This is a genomic window from Amycolatopsis sp. NBC_00438 (assembly GCF_036026695.1).
GTDB lineage: Bacteria > Actinomycetota > Actinomycetes > Mycobacteriales > Pseudonocardiaceae > Amycolatopsis.
In genome coordinates this window covers 7117730-7136392 of the sequence record NZ_CP107923.1, presented here as the reverse complement: position 1 = coordinate 7136392, position 18663 = coordinate 7117730, and the positions used below count along the sequence as shown (strand labels likewise).

General features: G+C 71.5%; 23 protein-coding genes. 13 read left to right on the top strand and 10 right to left on the bottom strand.

The window, feature by feature from the left end:
- Nucleotides 1-30: 30 nt before the first annotated feature.
- Nucleotides 31-828, bottom strand: a complete 798-nt coding sequence (locus OG494_RS32075) for an SRPBCC family protein (RefSeq protein WP_328445090.1) — start codon at nt 826-828, stop codon at nt 31-33.
- 56 nt (nt 829-884) lie between these two features.
- Nucleotides 885-1301 carry a MarR family winged helix-turn-helix transcriptional regulator gene (locus OG494_RS32070; protein WP_328445088.1) on the bottom strand — a complete coding sequence of 139 codons (417 nt, stop codon included), beginning with the start codon at nt 1299-1301 and terminating at the stop codon, nt 885-887.
- An 80-nt stretch (nt 1302-1381) separates the two neighbouring features.
- Here OG494_RS32070 and OG494_RS32065 point away from each other — a divergent pair, with 80 nt between their 5' ends.
- Complete coding sequence (locus tag OG494_RS32065) at nt 1382-1945, top strand: flavodoxin family protein (protein WP_328445086.1); 564 nt, start codon at nt 1382-1384, stop codon at nt 1943-1945.
- On the opposite strand, the gene OG494_RS32060 is transcribed toward OG494_RS32065, so the two are convergent.
- The gene (locus tag OG494_RS32060; RefSeq protein WP_328445084.1) at nt 1942-2514 is read right to left on the bottom strand and encodes a TetR/AcrR family transcriptional regulator; all 573 of its coding nucleotides are present in this window, start codon (nt 2512-2514) and stop codon (nt 1942-1944) included. The genes OG494_RS32065 and OG494_RS32060 overlap by 4 nt on opposite strands.
- Nucleotides 2515-2588: 74 nt before the next feature.
- Between OG494_RS32060 and OG494_RS32055 the strand changes: the two genes are divergently transcribed.
- Nucleotides 2589-3779 carry an FAD-dependent monooxygenase gene (locus OG494_RS32055; protein WP_328445083.1) on the top strand — a complete coding sequence of 397 codons (1191 nt, stop codon included), beginning with the start codon at nt 2589-2591 and terminating at the stop codon, nt 3777-3779.
- Here OG494_RS32055 and OG494_RS32050 read toward each other — a convergent pair.
- Nucleotides 3751-4110: a winged helix-turn-helix transcriptional regulator gene (locus OG494_RS32050; protein WP_328445081.1), complete on the bottom strand. Its 360-nt coding sequence runs from the start codon at nt 4108-4110 to the stop codon at nt 3751-3753. The two genes, OG494_RS32055 and OG494_RS32050, sit on opposite strands and share 29 nt — an antisense overlap.
- A gap of 82 nt (nt 4111-4192) precedes the next feature.
- Between OG494_RS32050 and OG494_RS32045 the strand changes: the two genes are divergently transcribed.
- Nucleotides 4193-5050 carry an NAD(P)-dependent oxidoreductase gene (locus OG494_RS32045; RefSeq protein WP_328445079.1) on the top strand — a complete coding sequence of 286 codons (858 nt, stop codon included), beginning with the start codon at nt 4193-4195 and terminating at the stop codon, nt 5048-5050.
- Nucleotides 5047-5796: an SDR family oxidoreductase gene (locus OG494_RS32040; RefSeq protein WP_328445077.1), complete on the top strand. Its 750-nt coding sequence runs from the start codon at nt 5047-5049 to the stop codon at nt 5794-5796. The genes OG494_RS32045 and OG494_RS32040 overlap by 4 nt, the downstream gene beginning before the upstream one ends.
- Before the next feature lie 371 nt (nt 5797-6167).
- On the opposite strand, the gene OG494_RS32035 is transcribed toward OG494_RS32040, so the two are convergent.
- A complete protein-coding gene (locus tag OG494_RS32035) occupies nt 6168-6944 on the bottom strand; it encodes an NAD(P)H-dependent oxidoreductase (protein ID WP_328445075.1) in 777 nt (258 codons plus the stop codon).
- Between the two features lie 71 nt (nt 6945-7015).
- Here OG494_RS32035 and OG494_RS32030 point away from each other — a divergent pair, with 71 nt between their 5' ends.
- Both OG494_RS32030 and OG494_RS32025 read left to right on the top strand, forming a co-directional pair.
- Nucleotides 7016-8014, top strand: coding sequence for a GlxA family transcriptional regulator (locus tag OG494_RS32030; RefSeq protein ID WP_328445073.1), 999 nt, complete (start codon nt 7016-7018; stop codon nt 8012-8014).
- Between the two features lie 20 nt (nt 8015-8034).
- Nucleotides 8035-8931, top strand: coding sequence for a transglutaminase domain-containing protein (locus OG494_RS32025; protein WP_328445071.1), 897 nt, complete (start codon nt 8035-8037; stop codon nt 8929-8931).
- On the opposite strand, the gene OG494_RS32020 is transcribed toward OG494_RS32025, so the two are convergent.
- The 3 genes from OG494_RS32020 to OG494_RS32010 form a co-directional block, all read right to left on the bottom strand.
- The gene (locus OG494_RS32020; RefSeq protein WP_328445069.1) at nt 8932-9534 is read right to left on the bottom strand and encodes a TetR/AcrR family transcriptional regulator; all 603 of its coding nucleotides are present in this window, start codon (nt 9532-9534) and stop codon (nt 8932-8934) included.
- Nucleotides 9535-10055: 521 nt separating this feature from the next.
- Nucleotides 10056-10874 carry a class I SAM-dependent methyltransferase gene (locus OG494_RS32015; protein WP_328445067.1) on the bottom strand — a complete coding sequence of 273 codons (819 nt, stop codon included), beginning with the start codon at nt 10872-10874 and terminating at the stop codon, nt 10056-10058.
- 70 nt (nt 10875-10944) lie between these two features.
- Entirely contained in the window at nt 10945-11799 is an 855-nt protein-coding gene (locus tag OG494_RS32010; protein WP_328445065.1) for a sigma-70 family RNA polymerase sigma factor, read from the bottom strand.
- 64 nt (nt 11800-11863) lie between these two features.
- Here OG494_RS32010 and OG494_RS32005 point away from each other — a divergent pair, with 64 nt between their 5' ends.
- A complete protein-coding gene (locus OG494_RS32005) occupies nt 11864-12922 on the top strand; it encodes an alkene reductase (protein ID WP_328445063.1) in 1059 nt (352 codons plus the stop codon).
- A 5-nt stretch (nt 12923-12927) separates the two neighbouring features.
- Here the strand turns inward: OG494_RS32005 and OG494_RS32000 are convergent, their stop codons facing one another.
- Nucleotides 12928-13263, bottom strand: a complete 336-nt coding sequence (locus OG494_RS32000) for a VOC family protein (protein ID WP_328445062.1) — start codon at nt 13261-13263, stop codon at nt 12928-12930.
- A gap of 118 nt (nt 13264-13381) precedes the next feature.
- On the opposite strand from OG494_RS32000, the gene OG494_RS31995 reads away from it, so the two are divergent.
- A complete protein-coding gene (locus tag OG494_RS31995) occupies nt 13382-13810 on the top strand; it encodes a hypothetical protein (RefSeq protein WP_328445060.1) in 429 nt (142 codons plus the stop codon).
- A gap of 1 nt (nt 13811) precedes the next feature.
- Here the strand turns inward: OG494_RS31995 and OG494_RS31990 are convergent, their stop codons facing one another.
- Nucleotides 13812-14849: a C40 family peptidase gene (locus OG494_RS31990; RefSeq protein WP_328445058.1), complete on the bottom strand. Its 1038-nt coding sequence runs from the start codon at nt 14847-14849 to the stop codon at nt 13812-13814.
- Between the two features lie 81 nt (nt 14850-14930).
- On the opposite strand from OG494_RS31990, the gene OG494_RS31985 reads away from it, so the two are divergent.
- The 5 genes from OG494_RS31985 to OG494_RS31965 all read left to right on the top strand — a co-directional run bounded on the left by OG494_RS31985 (nt 14931) and on the right by OG494_RS31965 (nt 18648).
- Complete coding sequence (locus OG494_RS31985) at nt 14931-15740, top strand: biotin--[acetyl-CoA-carboxylase] ligase (protein ID WP_328445056.1); 810 nt, start codon at nt 14931-14933, stop codon at nt 15738-15740.
- 85 nt (nt 15741-15825) lie between these two features.
- Entirely contained in the window at nt 15826-16392 is a 567-nt protein-coding gene (locus tag OG494_RS31980; protein WP_247060903.1) for a PH domain-containing protein, read from the top strand.
- Nucleotides 16392-17321 carry a hydroxymethylglutaryl-CoA lyase gene (locus OG494_RS31975; protein ID WP_328445054.1) on the top strand — a complete coding sequence of 310 codons (930 nt, stop codon included), beginning with the start codon at nt 16392-16394 and terminating at the stop codon, nt 17319-17321. Before OG494_RS31980 ends, OG494_RS31975 begins: the two co-directional genes overlap by 1 nt.
- Nucleotides 17322-17431: 110 nt before the next feature.
- Nucleotides 17432-18391 carry a TNT domain-containing protein gene (locus tag OG494_RS31970; protein WP_328445052.1) on the top strand — a complete coding sequence of 320 codons (960 nt, stop codon included), beginning with the start codon at nt 17432-17434 and terminating at the stop codon, nt 18389-18391.
- Nucleotides 18388-18648 (top strand): hypothetical protein, encoded by a 261-nt coding sequence (locus OG494_RS31965; RefSeq protein ID WP_247060908.1) that lies wholly within the window; start codon nt 18388-18390, stop codon nt 18646-18648. The genes OG494_RS31970 and OG494_RS31965 overlap by 4 nt, the downstream gene beginning before the upstream one ends.
- Nucleotides 18649-18663 lie beyond the last annotated feature (15 nt).

Sequence of the window (18663 nt, the reverse complement as noted above, 5' to 3'; positions counted from 1 at the left end):
CGAAGGTAATGCGGACGTCCGCGCCGCGCGTCAACCCTGGGTCGGACGCTCCGCGTAGTGCTTGCGCATGGCCTCGGCGCGGCCGGCCGGCCAGTCCGGCAGGTCGACGCCGTGGGCGGCGGCGAACAGCCGGTCGAGCTGCTCGTGCCGCCGGGCCAGCTGCGCGGCGACGTCGTCTTCGCGGGCCTCGGTGAACTCGACGCGGGTGCCTTCGAGGGGATCGTGGACGACGTGCCAGCCGGGTTCGTCCGGCAGCAGTGCGCGGACTTCGCCGGCGGGCTTCCAGACGAGGTCGCGGCGGAAGCGGATGGTGCCGTCTTCGAGGACTTCGCCGTCACCGAGGCCGAATTCGTCCACATAGGACGCCATCGGCGCGTGCCAGTTCTCCGGCGGCTCGTGCGTCTCCCCGGCGAGGCGGGCGTCGAGGGTGTCGAGGCAGACGTCCCAGCCGGTGGCGGTGCGGCCCGCGGCGAGCCGCGCGATCGCCGGGTCGCCGCGGCCGAAGGTGTGCGTGAACTCCAGCAGGCACCCGTCGCCGTCCGGGGAGAGCAGCCAGCGCAGGGTGTCGTCGTTCCAGACGAAGGTGAACTCGCGTGGCGGGTCGGCGGTGAGCACCTGCCCGGTGGTGGAGTCGTCCGCGCCGGGGAAGGTGAACCGGATCGCGCCGCCGGCCCGCAGGTCGACGTCGACCGCGGCCGGGAACCAGTGCGCCAGCTCGGCCGGGTCGGTGAGGGCGTGCCAGACCTTCTCCGGCGCGTGCTTCAGGCGGCGTTCGAGCCTGAGCGCGGGGCGTTCGTCGACGGTCTGCAGCTTCGCGCGTCCGGACACGGCGTCCTCCCGTCAGGTTGCCTGTGCCGTTATATAACCACCGTGGAATATGAGGGTCAAGAGCTGCGGACGGCCGAGACCGCGGTGGCCAGTTCCGGGTCGCTCGCGGCCTTGTCGAGCGCGGTGCGCAGGACGTCGCCGTAGGTCGGCTCGGTCTCGGCGTAGCGCTTGCGCCCGGCTTCGGTGATCACGGAGTAGACGCCGCGGCGGTCGTCTTCGCACAGGTCGCGGACGGTCAGGCCGGCGTCCTCGAGTCGCGCGCACATCCGGCTGACCGAGCTCTGGTTGAGCCCGATCGCCTCGGCGAGCTCCTGCATCCGCAGTTCGCCCTTGGGGTTCGCGGCCAGCTTGCCGAGCGCGCGGTACTCGGACAGGCCGAGCCCGTGGCGGCGGTGCAGCGCCTTGCCCAGCTCCTGCTCGATGCGGGCGTGCAGCACGAGCACGCGGCCCCAGGCCTGTTCGTCGACGGTCATCTCGCGACCTCCTCTTGACTTCAGGATACCTGCAGGGACACTCTTTATATGTACATGCAAGTAACTGGAGGGACTTGATCATGAGTGACCGCAGCTTCCTGTTCCTGGTCGGCGCCGCGCGGGCCGGGGGCAACACGGAGATGCTGGCCCGGCGGGCCGCGAGGGAACTGCCGCGCGAGGCGGACCAGCGCTGGATCCGGCTGCCCGAGGTGCCGCTGGCGCCGTTCGAAGACCGGCGTCACGGTGCCGGAGAGCACCCTTCGCCGGGTGGGAACGAGCAGCTGCTGATGGACGCGACGTTCGCCGCGACGGACATCGTGATCGTGTCGCCGGTGTACTGGTACTCGGTCGCGGCGAGCGTGAAGCTGTACCTGGACTACTGGTCCGGCTGGATGCGCCTGCCGGTCGAGTTCAAGCCGCGGATGGCCGGCAAGTCGCTGTGGGGCGTGAGCGTCCTGAGCGAGACCGCGCGCGAGGCCCAGCCACTGATCGGCACCCTCGAACTGTGCGCGGAGTACCTGGGCATGAACTGGGGCGGCGTCCTGCTGGGCAACGGCAGCCGCCCGGGCGACGTCCTGCTCGACGGCTCGGCCATGACCGCTGCGTCGACCTTCTTCACCGGCGCGGACCTCGTCACCGCCTAAGTCAATACGTCCGTCGCGAGCAGGCGCAGGCCGTGGATCAGGTCGGCGCCCGAGGGCGCGTGGTCCGGGTCGGCGAGCCACTGCAGCACCACGCCCGAAAGCAGGGCTTGGTGCACGGTGCCGACGGCCCGGGCCTCGGCGCTGCCGTCGTCGAGGCCCTGGAAGAGGTTCGCCAGCCCGAAGCGGGCCAGTTCGAGCGCCTTCGCCAGCTGCGCGCGGACGTCCGGGTCGAGATCCGGCTGCGACCAGGCCTCGAACGTCATCGCCCACATCCGCCGGTGCGCGGGGAACGACTCGATCACCCGCTGCCAGATCAGCTCGAAGCGCTCGGCCGGCGACGCGTCCGGCGGCGTCTCGACCTGCAGGGTCTTCGCCAGCGTCTCGCCCCACTCCTCGTTCGCCTCGATCAGTGCGGTGTTGAGCAGCGCCTCCCGTGAGCCGAAGTGGTAGCCGATCGCGGCCATGCTGACGTTCGCCGCCGAGGCCAGGTCTCGCACGGTCGTGCGGGCGTAGCCCTTTTCGTTGAGACAGCGCTTCGCACCCGCCAGCAATGCTTCCTTGTTGCCCATGTCCCAAAGGTTAGCACGAGCGTCTTAGGCGAACGCCTTGCGCGATCGCCCAAATCAGGGTTACCGTTCTCGGCATGCAGAACAGACGAGTCCTCATCTCCGGCGCCAGCGTCGCCGGCCCCGCCCTGGCCTTCTGGCTCCGCCGCCACGGCTTCACCCCGACAGTGGTCGAGCGCGCCCCTCGGCTCCGCGAAGGCGGCTACGCCGTCGACTTCCGCGGCGCGTCCCTGCGCGTCCTCGACCGGATGGGCCTGCTCGGCCAGGTCGAAGCTGCGGCTACCAACATGGGTGAAGTGTCCTATGTGGACGCCGATGACCGGACGCTGGTCGTCACGCCACCGACGTTCCAGAGCGGCGAGCTGGAGATCCTGCGCGGCGACCTCTCGCGCATCCTTTACGACGCCACGAAGGACGACGTCGAGTACGTCTTCGGCGACTCGATCACCGGCGTCACCGAGCACGGCGCGGGCGTCACGGTCACCTTCGAACACGGCGCGCCGCGCGAGTTCGACCTGGTCGTGGGGGCCGACGGGCTGCACTCGAACGTGCGCTCACTCGTCTTCGGCGACGAGTCCCGGTATCGCCGCGACCTCGGTTACTACGTCTCGATCTTCACGGTGCCGAACCACCTCGGGCTCGACCACGTCGGCCGGTTCTACAACGAGCCGAACCGCACGATCGGCGTCTACAGCGCCCGCGACAACGCGGAAGCGAAAGCCTTGTTCTGGTTCGGTTCCGAGCCTCTCGCGTACGACCACCGCGACATCGAGCAGCAGCGCGGGATCGTCGAGGAAGCCTTCGCGGGCACCGGCTGGGAGACCTCGACGCTGCTCAAACAGATGCGCGAGGCGCCGGACTTCTACTTCGACTCGGCGAGCCAGATCAAGCTCGACACGTACGCGAACGGCCGCGTCGCGCTGGTCGGCGACGCCGCGTACTGCGCCGCGCCGCTCTCGGGCATGGGGACGAGCCTGGCGATCGTCGGCGCGTACGTGCTGGCGGGCGAGCTCGCGGCGGCCGGCGGCGACCACGTGACGGCGTTCGGCTCCTACCACGAGGAGATGCGCGAGTTCGTCGCCGTGTGCCAGAAACTGGGGGAGGGCAACGGGAAGTGGTTCGTGCCGCCGACCCGCGCGTGGATCCGGATGCGCAACCTCAACCTGCGGCTGCTGCCGCACCTGCCGTGGCGCAAGGTGATCGAGCAGCTGCCGCTCAAGGCCGGCAACGCGATCACGCTCAAGAAGTATGCGAAGGTGCCGGCGTGACGCCCCGGCGCTGCGCGATGCCGGCCATGTTCTCCTCACCCCAGTCACCCAGCGGCAACAGTGCGGTGTTCAGCCGCTGACCCAGGCCGGTCAGCGAGTATTCGACCTTCGGCGGGATCTCGTGGAACACCTCGCGGTGCACGACTTCGTCCGCCTCCAGCTCCCGCAGCGCCTGGATCAGCATCTTCTCGCTGATCCCCGTGACCTTCCGCCGCAGTTCGCCGAACCGCAGCGGCTCGGCGTGCAGCGCCCACAGGATCAGGGCCTTCCAGCGGCCGCCGACGACGTCGATCGCGGCGTCCAGCCCGCACCGGTAGCTTCGGGTCAGCATGCAGGATCCTTACGTTTTGGTGGGTACCTGACTATTTAGTAGGTACTTGTCCAGTGTAAAGCGCTTCAGCAGCATGACGTCCATGGCTTCAACGAGAGAAAACAAGAAGGTGGGCGTGCTCGGCCTGGGGCGGATGGGTGCCGCCCTCGCCGGAGCGCTCCTGGGGGCGGGCCACGACGTCGTGGTGTGGAACCGATCGCCGCTCAAAGCCGGCCCGCTGCTCGACCGCGGCGCCCGGCTCGCGGCCACACCGGCCGAAGTCGCCACGGCCGACGTCGTGCTCAGCTGTCTGTCCACATACGACACCCAACAGCCGGTGCTGGACGCCGTGACTCCGGCTGTGCTGGTGAATCTGACGTCCGGCACACCGGAGCAGGCCCGTGGCGTCGCGAAGTGGGCGGCCTCACGGGGCATCGACTACGTGGACGGCGTGATCATGGCCGTCCCGCAGGGCATCGGCACGCCGGGCGCCCGGATCCTCTACGGCGGATCTCCGACGGCGTTCGAGGCGCAACGCGATGTGCTGGAAGTGCTGGGGGAGCCGGTGTTCCTCGGCGAGGACGCCGGCCTCGCGGCCTTGTACGACCTGGCGCTGCTGGGCATCATGTGGTCGACGATGAGCGGCTACCTGCACGCTCTCGCGCTGGTCGGCACCGAGGGCGTCACGCCGGAGCGGTTCACGCCGATGGCGCTGTCGTGGCTCTCGGCGGTCGGCGGTTTCCTGCCCGGCATCGGCGCGCAGGTGGCGAGCGGCGAATACACCACGGACGTCTCGGCCCTGGACATCAACGCGGCCGGGCTGAAGTTGCTGGTCGAGACGAGCCGGGCGCAAGGCATCGGCACGGACGTCCCGGCGCCGCTCGCGGACCTGTTCACCCGCGCGGTCGACGCGGGCCACGGCGCGCACGCGATCGCCAGTGTCATCGAGGAGATCCGGTGAAGTACCCGGGAAAGAAGGCCGTCGTCACGGGCGGCACGCACGGAATGGGCCTGGCGGTGGTCCGCGCCCTGCTGGCCGGCGGCGCGGAAGTCCTGCTGACGGGCCGCGACGTCTCGTCGTTGCACGGAAAGCTGCCGGGAAAGGCGCACCTGCTCTCGTCGGACGCGGCCAGGTTGGCCGACATCGACACCCTGGGCACGGTCGCCGCGGAGACGCTCGGCGAGCTGGACCTGGTGTTCGTCAACGTCGGTTACGCGACGCTGACACCGTACGAAACGGCGACACCCGAGGTCTACGACCGCACGTTCGACGTCAACACGAAGGGCGCGTACTTCACGGCCCAGCGGTTGGCGGGGCTGGTGCGGCGCGGAGGTTCGTTCGTGTTCACGACATCGGTCGCGGCGGAGGCGGGGATAGCGGGAATGGGCCCGTACTCCGCGGCCAAGGCGGCCGTGCGATCGTTCGCCCGGACATACGCGGCCGAGTTGGCGCCGCGCGGAATCCGGGTGAACGTGGTGAGCCCGGGTTACACGGATACGCCGACGATGGGCGTGACGGGCGTGCCTGCCTCCGTTTTGGCGGCATTCAAGGCAACCGGTGACGAGGTGACGCCGTTGAAGCGCCACGCGACGCCGGAGGAGGTGGCGGCGGCGGTGCTGTTCTTGGCGTTCGACGCGACCTTCACAACGGGCGCGGACCTCCCGGTGGACGGCGGCCTGGGGCAGCGCCTGACCCTGCCCGCGTAGTTGCGGTGAGGGGCACCTTCGTGGACTTTGACGCTGTGGGGGTGCCCTTCACGGACTTGGGTGTTGGGGGGTGCCTCTCACGACCTTGGGTGCTGTGAGGGTGCCCCTCACGACCTTGGGCGCTGTGGGGTGCCCTTCACGGACTTGGGTGTTGTGGGGGTGCCCCTTCACGATCTTGGGTGTTGTGGGGGTGCCCCTTCACGATCTTGCGTGCCGTGAGGGTGCCCCCTCACGGCCTTAGTCGGCTTTGAAGGCCCCGTCGCGGCGGGAAGGTGCCCTGAGGGTGCCCCTCACGGCTGTAGCCGGCTCGAAGGCCTCGTCACGGCGGGGAAGGGCCCACCCTCACGGACTACGTGCCGTGAGGGTGCCCCTCATGGCACGTAGCCGAGGTGGATGGCTAGGCCGGTGGCACCGGGTGCTTGGTCGGGGCGGAGGACGAGGTCGTCGTCGTAGTCGCCGCCGTTTTGGGTGCGGAACGGCAGTGGTTCTGCTGTCTCGAGGGTGCTCAGGCGTGTGCGCAGCAGGTCCTGCGCCTCCGCGAAGTGCTCCGGCGACACACGATCCGCGCCGTACACCGCGACCGGGGGCAGTACCGACATGCCCGCGTAGAACAGCGTCCCGTGGTGCAGTGGGAACAGGACGTCGTTCAGGGGACCGTTGATCCCGCGCGGGCCGAGGGCGGGTTCGCGGGCGCCCGCGCTCAGGATCACCATCGCGCGTTTGCCCGCCAGTTTGCCTTCGCCGTAGCGGAGGGTGCGGCCGTCCTCGGCGCGGACGCCGTAGCCGAAGCCCTTCACGAACACCCGGTCGAACCAGCCCTTGAGGATCGCCGGCAGGCCGTACCACCACAGCGGGAACTGGACGACGACCGCGTCCGCCCATGCCAGCTTTTCGTGCTCGGCCACGATGTCCGCGCTCAGCTCGCCGCCGGCGTACGCGCGGGCGGACGTCGCTCCGACGATCAGCCGATCGCCGCCGGCCGCGGTGCCGAAGTCGGCGGCGTCGACGACCGGGTTCCACTTCATCGCGTACAGATCCGACTCCCGGACGTCGTGACCGAGCGCCCGCAGCGTCCGGAGGCCGTCGTCGCGGAGGACCCCGCTCAGCGAGCGCGGCTCGGGGTGCGCGAATACCCACAAGACGTTCATGACCTCGATCATCACGCCGCCCGCGGCCGCGATCGAGTGGCCCGATGGCCAACCTGTGCAAGAATCGAGCCATGGCCGAATTCGTGCACCCCGACCGTCACCACGTGGCCGTGCTGGTCCGGCACGGCATGCTCGTGATGGAACTCGGCATCGTCCACCGCCTGTTCGGGCAGGCTCGCTCGGCGTCGGGCGAGCCCCTGTACGAGGTCGTGACCTGCACCCTCGAGCCGGGACCGATCCGCACTGACGCCGATTTCAGCATCCCCGTCGACCGCGGGCCGGAGGTCATCGCCGAGGCCGACACGGTGATCGTCCCGGCGTCCCTGGCCGAGTACGAGCCGATGGCGCGGGTGCTGACGCCGCCGCTCAAGGCCGCGCTGGACCTGATCCCGGCGGGCGCGCGGATCGCGTCGATCTGCACGGGCGCGTTCGTGCTCGCCGCGGCCGGTCTGCTCGACGGCCGCCCGGCCACCACGCACTGGCGCTCCGCCGAGGAGCTCCAGGCCCGGTTCCCCGAGGTCGAGGTCGACCCCGGCGTGCTCTACACCGACGACGGCACCGTGCTGACGTCCGCCGGCGTCGCCTCCGGGATCGACCTGGTGCTGCACATGATCCGCCGCGACCACGGCACGGCCGTCGCCAACGACGTCGCCCGCGGCACGGTCGTCTCTCCGCACCGCGAAGGCGGCCAGGCCCAGTTCGTCCGGCGGCCGGTGCCCGAGCCCCGGACGTCGTCCACCAAGGTCGCCCGCGCGTGGGCGCTGGAGAACCTGCACCGGCCGCTGACGCTGCGCGAGCTCGCCGCCCGCGAGGCCATGAGCACCCGCACGTTCACCCGCCGGTTCCGCGAAGAGGTCGGCATTTCGGCGCTGCAATGGCTTACGCAGCAACGGGTCGAACGCGCCCGCCAGCTCCTGGAGGAGTCCGACCTGCCGGTCGACCGCGTCGCCACCGAAGCCGGCTTCGGCACGGCGGCGTCCTTGCGCCAGCACTTCCAGGCGGCGCTCGGCGTCTCACCGAGCGCTTACCGTGGCACGTTCCGCGGTGAACTGGCAGCGCAGGCCGGGTGAATCCGGCTAGCGTGGCCGCCATGTCCGTCAGCGACGAGTTCTACGTCAGCCACAGTCGGTTCACCGACCCGGGCCCGCAGGCGGGCTGGCTCGACGGAACCCCGCGTGATGTAGCGGTTCTGCGTGAAGCCTCCTCTCAGCTGGTCTTCCACTACTGGGCCCAGGGCGACATCACGCAGCACGGCTTCCCCGCTTCGCGTGGCGAAGAGATCAACCTGCGCTACGCCGAGGACATGTTCGCCCGCCTGCGCGAACTCGACCCGACGCCGCCCGGCGGCCCGCGCGGGCCGCTGCACCGGATCGTCGGCTGCTGTCGCGACTTCACCCTCCTGTTCGTCTCGATGGCCCGCCACCACGGCATCCCGGCGCGCACCCGCGTCGGGTTCGCGAGCTACCTGGTGCCCGGCTGGTACCTGGATCACGTCGTCGCCGAGGTCTGGCTCGACGGCGCCTGGCGGCTGGTGGAGCCGCAGATGCCCGCCGGTTTCCGCGACCCTGTCGACGGCTCGGCCCTCGACCTCCTCGACGTCCCCCGCGACCGCTTCCTGGTCGGCGCGGACGCGTGGACCGCCGCCCGCGCCGGCGACGTCGACCCGGCCCGGGTGGTCGTTTCGCCGGACCTGGACGTGCCGTTCCTGCGGGGCCTCCCGTACGCGCGGCACAACCTCGTGCTCGACCTCGCCGCGCTGAACAAGCACGAGATGATCCTGTGGGACATCTGGGGCGTGATCGACAACGACGCCGCCGAACTCGCCCCGGCCGACCTGGCCCGCGCCGACGAACTGGCCGAACTGATGGCCGACCCGGACATCGACCAGCTCCGGGTGGTGCACGAAGCCGACGACGTCCGGGTGCCGCCGGTGATCCGTTCGGTCACCCCGCCGGGGCAGGTCCCGGTCGAGGTCGTGCTGCGGTGACTAAGGCGCGATGCCGTGCAGGACGGTCTTGACCACGGCCTCCAGCGAGGGCGGGTCGAGGGGGCCGGTGTGCGGGAAGACCGCACCCAGGACCGACTCGTGGCAGAAGCCGACCAGCACGGCCGCCGCGGCGTCCACTTCGGACTCCGGCGCCAGCCTGCCGAGGGCGCGCTCCTCACGCAGGTAGGCCACCAGACGATCTCGCCAGTAACCGGAGCGCTCGCTGATCTCCGCGAACCGCTCCAGCACCGACGGACGGCCGGCCAGACCGCGGAACGCCGGGACGATCGCCCGGTGCAGGGCGACGCCGAACTCCAGGTGCCGGCGGAGGTTGCCGTCGAGAGTGCCTTCGCCGGCCACCGGTAGTTCGCCGAGGTCCGCCTCGGTGCGCTGGACGTGCTCCAGGAGGGCCCTGGCCAGCAGCTCCTCCTTGTCGGAGAAGTGGTTGTAGAGCACGCCGTCGGCGACGCCGGCCTGGCGAGCGATCGCGCGCACGGTGAGGCCGGTCGTGCCGTGCGTGGCGATCATCTTCTCGGCGGTCTCGATCAGCAGGTCGTGGAGCGACTGCCCATCCCGCTGAGCCGCGGCTTTCCTCGGTGACATCACCGCCATCGTAGGGGCATGGGCGGGGGTTCCTTTCGGTGCCGAGCCGGGGCGGGTGGTTGGGGTTGGGCGGGCGTGGTGGGAGGGCGCGCGGGGATGGCCGCGACGGGGAAGGCGCTTCGGTGCGGATGGTGATTGGGATCTGGGGTTGAGCGGTGGTTGGAGGGCGCGCGGTTGCGTGAGGGAAGGGGCGGACGCGCGGTGGGGAGTGGCTCGGGATGGCCGGATGGACGGGATCTGGGCGCCTGCTGTGGAGGAATGCGCGCGATGCCCCCGTGGGTGTGGCTGTGGCGGGAAGTGAGGCTTGGACGTGGTGGAGGTGGTCGTGTGAGCGAGAGTGGGTCGGGCGACCGCGGCGGAGGAAAGTGCGCGATGCGCGGTAGGTGCGGCCGCGATGGGACGTCGCTCGGGATGGTCGGATGGACGGGATTTGGGCTGCCGCGGTGGAGAAAGCGCCGATGTGCTGTGGTGCGGCTGCGGTGGGAAGCGCGGGTCGGGGTGGTCGCGTGGGCCGGGTTGGGTCAGGGCCTTCTTGCGGTCACGAGCCAGGCTTGGCCTCGGAGTTTGACCGCGTCTGGCCCGGCGAACGGTTTCAGCGCTTCGGTGAGTGCTCTCCTTGCCTGGGCTGCTGTGTCCGGGTCCACCTGGCTCAGGTGGTGGCGGACCGGGCCCCAGTCCGTGATGAAGGCTGTTGCGTCCGGGATGTCCCGGCCCCAGATCTGGTCCGCTTCGACGTGGGTGGACTCCACCTCCTCGAAGCCCGCCTCCGTCAGGACCGCCCGGGTGTGGGACGGGTCCGCGAATGACGTCGGGCCGCTGCCGTCCGGGCCGGTCGGCTGGGGGAGGTATGGCGCCATCGCGCCGAACACGCGGCCGAGGTCGGTGTTCGCCAGCGCTGTCATGCACAGGAACGCCAGGCGGCCTCCTGGGCGCAACGCTCGGTGGATGTTCGTGAACGCCGCCACCGGGTCGGCGAAGAACATCACGCCGAAACGGCTTGTCGCCAGGTCGAATGCGCCCTCCGGGAAGGGGTGGATCTGGGCGTCACCCTGCTCGAAGGTGATGTTCGTCAGCGACGACGAGCGCGCGCGTGCTGTCGTGAGCATGGGGCCGGACAAGTCGACGCCCGTTGCGGACGCGGCTCGGGCCGCCGCCAGGCGGGTCAGCTGGCCGTTGCCGCAGCCGATGTCCAGTACTCGGTCCGATCGGGTTACCAAGTCCAGGACGGAAGCGTTGAAGCCGCCGTTCACGCCGTCGTAGCGGTCGGCGTGGGACGCCCAGTGCTCTCCCTCGTAGCCGTTCCATGCTTCTGCCTGCGCCGTGTTGACGACCTCGGTCATCGCCCGTCCCTTCGTTATGAACATACGTTCATGAACACACGTTCATGGTCGCGCGAACACCGGGAAGACGTCAAGACCACGGACAGGTGATCCGCAGAGCCGCCAGCCGTGCCGGGTCGGCGATCACGTCGTAGCCGGCCACTTGCTCGCCCTCGATCGCCACCACCAAGGCGAGCCGCAGCCGGCCGCGTGGGGCCACGACTACGCCGACAGCGCCGTTGATCAGGGCCGGTTCCGCGAAGTGCGCCCGCTTTCCGAACACCTGCGTCTCCTCGGCCACCGCCCGGGCGCCGCGGACTTCCAGCGCCGCGCCCACCGGCAACGCGGCCGCGTCGGCGCGGCGGATGACGTCCGGGGCCAGCACCGTGAGCAGCTCGTCGAGGTCGCCGCCGCGGGCGGCTGCCAAGAACGCGTCGACGACCCGGCGGTGGCGGGTGAGGTCGGCGTCGGGCAGGGGAGACGTGCCGCGGACTCGTTGCCGCGCGCGGCTCGCGAGCTTCTTGGCCGCCACCGGCGTGCGATCCAGCACCGGTGCGATCCGGTCGAACGGCACCGCGAACAGGTCGTGCAGCACGAACGCGACCCGCTCGGCCGGGCCGAGCGCGTCCAGCACGACGAGCAGCGCGCGGCCGACCGAGTCGGCCAGCTCCACCTCGCCCGCCGGGTCGGCGTCCGCGATCGGCTCGGGCAGGAGGTCGGCGGGGTCTTCCCGGCGCGCCTTCCGCGACCGCAGGACGTCGAGGCAGACGCGGGCGACGACCGTGGTCAGCCAGGCCGCGACGTTGTCGACGCCGTCCGCGCGGCTCAGCCGCAGCCACGCCTCCTGGACGGCGTCGTCCGCCTCGGCCGCCGAGCCCAGCATCCGGCCGGCTAGCCCGCGCAGCCGGCCGCGCTCGGCCTCGAACCGCTCCGCCAGTTCGTCCATCGGTCACCTTTCGCGCGCGTCAGCCGTCGCCATCCTGACGAATCCCCGCGACCCGAGGTGACCGATGAGCTTGCTGACCCCCGCAGACCTGGGCGGCTGGCGCCTGCCGAACCGCGTGGTGCTGGCGCCGACGACCCGCGCCCGCGGCTGCGTGCCCACCGACCTGCAGGCCGAGTACTACGCGCGACGAGCGGGCGCCGGGCTCGTCATCACCGAGGGGACCTGGGTGAGCGAACGGGCCGTCGGCTTCCCGAACGTCCCCGGCGTGCACACCGACGAGCAGGTCGCCGGGTGGCGGCGGGTCACCGACGTCGTGCACGCGCTCGGCGGGCGGATCGTGCTGCAGCTGTGGCACACCGGCGCCGTGTCGCACGCGGAGCTCCTCGGCACGCGGCCCGCGGGGCCGTCCGCGGTCGATCCGCAGGAGTACGTCCACACGGCCACCGGACGGCGGCCCACGGTGACGCCCAGGGAGATGAGCGCCGGCGAGATCCGGCGGACCGTCGAGGACTACCGGACGGCGGCCGGGAACGCCCGGCGCGCCGGGTTCGACGGGGTCGAGGTCGCCGCGCACGGCGTCTACCTGCTCGCGCAGTTCCTGCACCCGCGGCTGAACCGGCGCCGCGACGCGTACGGCGGTTCGGCGCGGGCCCGGCGGAAACTGGTCCTCGACGTGGTCGACGCCGTGGCCGGGACCGGGATCGCCGTGGGTGTGCGGCTCGCGCCGTACTGGACCGGCGGGCTGTTCACTGTGGACGACGCACTCCGGGCCGACCTCGACGAGCTGGTCCGCGACCTGGACCGGCTCGCCTACCTGCACCTGCGAGGCCCGGACACCGGCCCGGACACCGGCCCGGACTTCGCCGCCTTCGCCCGCTATCGGCGGCTGTTCGACGGCGCGGTGATCGTCAACAACGGATTCGACCGGGACTCGGGGAACGCCGTGGTCGAGGCCGGGATCGCCGACGCCGTCTCGTACGCACGCCACTTCGTCGCCAACCCGGACCTGGTGACGCGGTTCGCGCTCGGCCGCGAACTCGCCGCCGGCGACCCGGCGACGTACTACGGCGGCGGGGTCGCCGGCTACCTCGAGCACCCGGAGGTCGCCGCCGTGTCCGGGTAGGACGGTCATTCCGGGCACCAGAGGGCCAGCTCGCTCCCGCCCGGCTCGCGGAAGTGGAACCGCCGCCCGCCGGGGAAACCGAACGGTTCGACCGTCACCACCCCGCCGGCTTCCTCGACGGCCGTGCGGGCGGCCGCGAGGTCGTCCGTGCGGATCGTGACCAGGGGCGCGGGGGCTTGCGCGGCCGCGTCCGCCTGGAACCCGAAGGTGATCCCGGCGGCCCGGACGTCCGCGTACTCCGGGCCGTACGGCGTGACCGCCCACCCGAACGCGCGCTCGAAGAACCGGCCCGACGCCGCGGACGACGTGGACGGGAACTCGACGAAGTCGACTTCGTACACGCCGCCGACGCTAGCGGCGACCACCGACAAAAACCGGCCGGCGATATCGGCCGGATGGCCATTCGTCCGCGACCGGACGACCGATGTGACGAGGCCGGCGGCCCGCGAAGCTCGTCCCATGAACACGAGCACGAAGATGATCGGCGTCGGCGCGGCACTGGTGGTCACCCTGACCGGGTGCGGTCTGAAGGAAGGCCTCGACGAGAACGCGAACGGGCACGTCAAGACCGTCGGCTACGAGAGTGGCGCGGAAGGCAAGAAGAACCAGGACGCGCGGCTGCCGGGCTGGGTGCCGGACCAGGCGAAGGCCGTCACCGAGGTCATCCGGACGACCGGTTCCGAGCGGCTCCTGAAGTTCACGACGGCGGCATTGCCGGCCACCTGCGTGCTGGGCGCGCCGACGAAGACGGCGGCGACGCTGACCGCCGACTGGTGGCCGCGCGGTGCGGAGACCCGGACCGACCGGATCTGCGAGGACTGGCACGTCTTCGCCACCGGCGGCGCGGTGTTCGCTTACAAGCCGGAGACGATCGAGCAGAAGCCGTGACTCAGGCGGGGCGGCCCGCGCCCGCGTAGTCGTCGCCCTTCGAGTGGTACGTGTGGATCTGGATCGCCTGGCCTTCGGTCGGCGCGTTGATCATCAGGCCGTTGCCGAGGTACAGCCCGACGTGGTGGATCCGGGTCGCCGGGCTGCCGTAGAACACCAGATCGCCCAGTCGCGGCTCCTGCGAAGGCGGGACCGCCGGGATCGACCGGAACTGGCTGTCGGCCGTCCGCGGCAGGGCCACGCCCGCGCTGTCGTACGACGCCTTCGTCAGGCCGGAGCAGTCGAAGCCGGCCGCGCCCGCGTCCGGGCCGTTGCCGCCCCAGACGTACGGGAGGCCGAGCTGGCCGAGGGCGAACCGGGCCGCCCGGACCGACGGGGTATCCGCGCGGGACGGGTCGAGCGAGAGCGTCGCGTACAGCTGGGCCGTGCCGAGCACGCGCTGGCGGAACAGCTCGCTCTCGCTGCCCGGGTGGTAGGTCGCGATGGCCTTCCACCAGCCCGGGCCGGCGCCGAGGTCGGTGCCGCCCGCGCAGAGCGCGCGGCCGGCCGCGACCGACGACGAATCCGGGGTCGCGCCGTACTTCCTGGCCTGCGCCGCCGACAGCCCGAGCAGGTTCTCGCCGCCGCGACCGTGGTTCGACGCGGCCGAGCCCACGCCGGCGAGCGTGACCCACGAGAGGTGGCACGACGGGTCTTCCTGCCGCAGCGCCAGCTCGCCGTTCGCGTAGCCGATGAGCGCGGGCGCGGGGATGTCGAGGGGCCCGGCCAGCTGGTCGGCCCACTGCTGCAGCGGGGATTTGCCGCCCGCGCCGGACGCGCCCTGACCCGGCTCCCGGGCCTTCACCGGCGCGCTCACTTCGAGCACCGAAGGACCCGAAGCCGCGCCGTCGGCCACCGGCAGCGGCGCGGGGGCCGGTGCGGGCTCCGGGGTGCGGTCCGCCAGCAGCCAGCCCGCCGTGACCAGCCCGGCGACGAGCGGGAGCGCGACGAGGCCGCGCAGGACCGCACCACGAGCCCAGGAGGTCGGCTTGGTCGTCACGGGGTCCAACTTAGAAGAGCGCACCTCTGTGTGAACGAGCGAGCGGCTTGCACGTTAGGGGGACTCCCATATGGTGGGCACATGCCTGAGATCGACGCCGCCCGCTTGAGCGCGGCGCTCAAGGACCGCTACGCGAAGATCGACGTCGTCGACACGACCGGGTCCACCAACGCCGACCTGCGCAAAGCCGTCGACGACGGCGCCGCGGACCGGACCGTGCTGCTGGCCGAGACGCAGACCGCGGGGGTCGGCCGGCGCGCGCGATCGTGGAGTTCGCCGAAGGGCGCGGGGCTGTACCTGAGCGTCGCGCTGCGGCCGTCCGGCGTGTCGTTCGCGGCCCTCGGGTCACTGTCCGTCGTCGCCGGGCTCGCCGTCCGCGCGGCCGCCGCCGGTCTGGGTGTCGACGCCGTGCTGAAGTGGCCGAACGACGTCCTCATCGGCGGCGCGAAGTGCGCCGGCATCCTCGCGGAGGCCGTGGGCGGCACAGGCGGCACCGACCCCTCGATCGTGCTCGGCATCGGGCTCAACGTCCTGCCGCTCGGCGACGTCCGGCCGGGGCCCGGCGGGCTGCCCGCGACGTCGCTCGCCGAGCACGGCGCCACGACCACCGACCGCACCGACGTCGCCATCGCGCTGCTGTCGGAGTTCGACGACCTCGAACGGCGCTGGCGCTACGCGGCCGGCGACCTCACCGAAGCCGGCCTGCTCGGCGACTACCGCGCCCACTGCGCGACCCTCGGCCAGGACGTCGAGGTGCAGCTGCCGGACGGCACGTCCCTCGTCGGCCGGGCCGCCGACATCGACGCCTCCGGGCAGCTCCAGGTCGACATGGCGGGCGGTCAGCGGCACACCGTGTTCGCGGGTGACGTGGTGCACGTCCGCCCGGCCTGAAAGTTTGGGGCGTTGCACGTACCGGCCAGGCGTCTCGCCGGTACGGTGGGACGACACCGCCGCACCGACCTTGGGAGCGTCCGCCGTGGCTTATCCGGACGATTTGCTCAGCGAGCAAGAGCACGTCGTGGTGCACAGTCACCCGCACTTCAAGATGCTGATCTTCCCGACGCTCGCGCTGCTGGTCACCCTGGGCGCGGGCACCTGGCTCGCGATCCTCGCGAGGGACGCCGGCTCGCCGTGGAACACGGTCGGGCTGATCGCCATCGGGGTGGTCGCTCTCGTGCTGGTCGTGTGGCTGTTCCTCACGCCGTTCGTGCGCTGGCGCACCACCCACTTCATCGTGACGACCGATCGCCTGATCGCCCGCGAGGGTGTGCTGAAGCGCACCGGCATCGACATCCCGATGAGCCGCATCAACAGCGTCCAGTTCGAGCACGGCCTGCTCGACCGGGTCTTCGGCTGCGGCACGCTGATCATCGAGTCGGCGTCGCACGAGCCGCTGCGGTTCGAGGACATCCCGCACGTCGAGCGGGTGCACACGGTGATCTACCGCGAGGTCAACGACAACCCGAACGACGACTACCACGCGCCGGCGCCCCAGCAGACCGAGCCGTTGCCGCCGCAACCGCGCGGCGACCGACGACGCTGATGGGCACGCGCGAACTGGGCCTGCCGGAACGGGTCCCCGCCACGGGTGAGTTACCGGAGCGGGTCACGATCTGGGAGGTCGGCCCGCGGGACGGCCTGCAGAACGAGAAGACGATCGTCCCGGTCGAGGTCAAGCTGGAGTTCCTCGACCGGCTCGCTGCGGCGGGCCTGACAACGCTGGAGGCGACCAGCTTCGTGCACCCGAAGTGGGTGCCGCAGCTGGCCGACGCCGAGCAGCTGCTGGCCGGGCTGGACCGCCGCGACGGCGTCCGCTACCCGGTGCTGGTGCCGAACGAGCGCGGGCTGGACCGCGCGCTCGAAGCCGGCGTCGAGCACATCGCGATCTTCGCGAGCGCGACGGAGACGTTCGCGCGCAAGAACCTCAACTCGTCGCTGGACGAGCAGTTCGCGATGTTCGAGCCGGTCGTCACGCGGGCTCGCGAGGCGGGCCTGGACGTCCGTGGCTATCTCTCGATGTGCTTCGGTGACCCGTGGGAAGGCGTCGTGCCGGCGAAGCAGGTCGCCGACGCGGGCCGCCGGTTGCTCGAACTGGGCTGCACGCAGCTCTCGCTCGGCGACACCATCGGCGTCGCGACGGCCGGGCAGGTCGAGACCCTGATCGGGCTCTTCGGCGATGTCGGTACTTTGGCCGTGCACTTCCACGACACCTACGGTCAGGCTCTGGCCAACACCCTGGCGGCGCTCCGATGTGGAGTGTCTACTGTGGATTCGTCGGCGGGCGGCCTCGGTGGCTGCCCGTACGCCGAGTCGGCCACGGGCAACCTCGCCACCGAGGATCTCGTGTGGCTGCTGGACGGGCTCGGCGTCGACCACGGCGTCGACCTGGCCGCCCTGGTGGCGACCAGCACGTGGATGGCGGGACAGCTCGGTCGCCCGAGCCCGTCCCGGGTGGTCGCCGCGTTGAGCTGACCTCGGTTCACCCGGCCGTGGCGGGGTGCGGTATCAAGGGGGACCGGCAGCGCCGCGGCCGCGTCGAAGAGTTCTGTGCCCGTGGGCACCGACCGAGCCGGAGGATGGGTGTGACCGAGCCTTCCGAGGCGGGCTCCGAGCCGGTCGAGGCCGATCTGGACACGGGGCCGATCCGGCTGCCCGGTTACGGCTTGACGGACTCCGGCGCGTTCGAAGAGGCGCCGACGCCGCCCTCGGGCAGCCCCTCGGCGTGGCCGCACGCGGTGTCGCCGCTGCTGCCGCCGTTCCCGCTGCCCCCGGCACCCCCGGTACCGCCGCCGGCGCCCGCCGGGCCGCCTCCGCCGGTCGCGGGCCCGCCGATGAGCCCGGGCTCCCCCGCGCCGCTGCCGCCGCTCGGCTCGCCGCGCACGGAACGGGAAAGCGTCGTCGCGCTGTTCCTGGTCCACATGTTCCCGATCGGGCACCTGCCGATCGCGATGGACCGGCCCGCGTTGCAGCTGCCGCTGCCCGACGACCCGGACGGCTTCCCGCCGAACGACCACCCGGACGCCCGGCTGATCTTCGACGACCAGGCGCTCACCAACGTCACCGCCGGGTTCCGCCGGTCGCCGACCGCGGCGCCGCTGCCGGTCCCGCGGTACGTCACAGTGGACTACGTGCCGTACGCGCACGCGACGCAGGCCGTGTGGATCCGCCGGTTCGTCGTCGGCGACGGCCCGCTCGGGCCCGAGTACGCCTGGCCGCCGGGCGAGCAGTACCCCGACGGCAGCCTGGACCCCGCCGAGCCGGTGATGGTCCCGGTCGACACCGTGCTCGACCGCTTCGGGCCGGCGTACGGGCGGGTTTTCGCCGCCGACGGCACGCCGTTCGGGGAACGCTCGCTGCCGCCGGGCACGCGCGACGCCGAGTACCGGCGGTACGTCGTCGTGCGCAAGGTGCCGATGTGGCGCTCGGAATCGGCGCACTGGTTCGGTCAGGTCGGCGGTGGCACCCGGTACCGGGCCCTGCTGGGAGCGGACGAACTCGTCACCCTCGGCTACCTGGCCGAGGCCAAGGGGGAGGACGCATGAACACGCAGTCGATCCAGCGCTGGCTCGGTGTGCTGGGGGTGCCGACCGAGGTCGTCTCGCTCGGCGCCGAGGTCGACAACGCCTGGTGCCTGATGCAGGGCGAAGACGGGGCGTGGGAGGTGTTCTGGCGCGAACAGGGCAACCGCTACGACTGGGCCCGGTTCACCAGCGAACAGGTCGCGTGCCACTACCTCTTCGGCCGGCTGGCCTGGGCGCAGGTCGCCCGCGGCGCCGTCGGCCTGCTGCCGGGCAAGTAAAGCCGTGAAGGCCTC

Bases quoted from the DNA above. Each gene is read 5' to 3' on its own strand.
- OG494_RS32070 (WP_328445088.1), bottom strand. From the start codon at position 1,301: ATGACCGTCGACGAACAGGCCTGGGGCCGCGTGCTCGTGCTGCACGCC.
- OG494_RS32065 (WP_328445086.1), top strand. From the start codon at position 1,382: ATGAGTGACCGCAGCTTCCTGTTCCTGGTCGGCGCCGCGCGGGCCGGG.
- OG494_RS32060 (WP_328445084.1), bottom strand. From the start codon at position 2,514: ATGGGCAACAAGGAAGCATTGCTGGCGGGTGCGAAGCGCTGTCTCAAC.
- OG494_RS32055 (WP_328445083.1), top strand. From the start codon at position 2,589: ATGCAGAACAGACGAGTCCTCATCTCCGGCGCCAGCGTCGCCGGCCCC.
- OG494_RS32050 (WP_328445081.1), bottom strand. From the start codon at position 4,110: ATGCTGACCCGAAGCTACCGGTGCGGGCTGGACGCCGCGATCGACGTC.
- OG494_RS32045 (WP_328445079.1), top strand. From the start codon at position 4,193: ATGGCTTCAACGAGAGAAAACAAGAAGGTGGGCGTGCTCGGCCTGGGG.
- OG494_RS32035 (WP_328445075.1), bottom strand. From the start codon at position 6,944: ATGAACGTCTTGTGGGTATTCGCGCACCCCGAGCCGCGCTCGCTGAGC.
- OG494_RS32030 (WP_328445073.1), top strand. From the start codon at position 7,016: ATGGCCGAATTCGTGCACCCCGACCGTCACCACGTGGCCGTGCTGGTC.
- OG494_RS32025 (WP_328445071.1), top strand. From the start codon at position 8,035: ATGTCCGTCAGCGACGAGTTCTACGTCAGCCACAGTCGGTTCACCGAC.
- OG494_RS32020 (WP_328445069.1), bottom strand. From the start codon at position 9,534: ATGTCACCGAGGAAAGCCGCGGCTCAGCGGGATGGGCAGTCGCTCCAC.
- OG494_RS32015 (WP_328445067.1), bottom strand. From the start codon at position 10,874: ATGACCGAGGTCGTCAACACGGCGCAGGCAGAAGCATGGAACGGCTAC.
- OG494_RS32010 (WP_328445065.1), bottom strand. From the start codon at position 11,799: ATGGACGAACTGGCGGAGCGGTTCGAGGCCGAGCGCGGCCGGCTGCGC.
- OG494_RS32005 (WP_328445063.1), top strand. From the start codon at position 11,864: ATGAGCTTGCTGACCCCCGCAGACCTGGGCGGCTGGCGCCTGCCGAAC.
- OG494_RS31995 (WP_328445060.1), top strand. From the start codon at position 13,382: ATGAACACGAGCACGAAGATGATCGGCGTCGGCGCGGCACTGGTGGTC.
- OG494_RS31985 (WP_328445056.1), top strand. From the start codon at position 14,931: ATGCCTGAGATCGACGCCGCCCGCTTGAGCGCGGCGCTCAAGGACCGC.
- OG494_RS31975 (WP_328445054.1), top strand. From the start codon at position 16,392: ATGGGCACGCGCGAACTGGGCCTGCCGGAACGGGTCCCCGCCACGGGT.
- OG494_RS31965 (WP_247060908.1), top strand. From the start codon at position 18,388: ATGAACACGCAGTCGATCCAGCGCTGGCTCGGTGTGCTGGGGGTGCCG.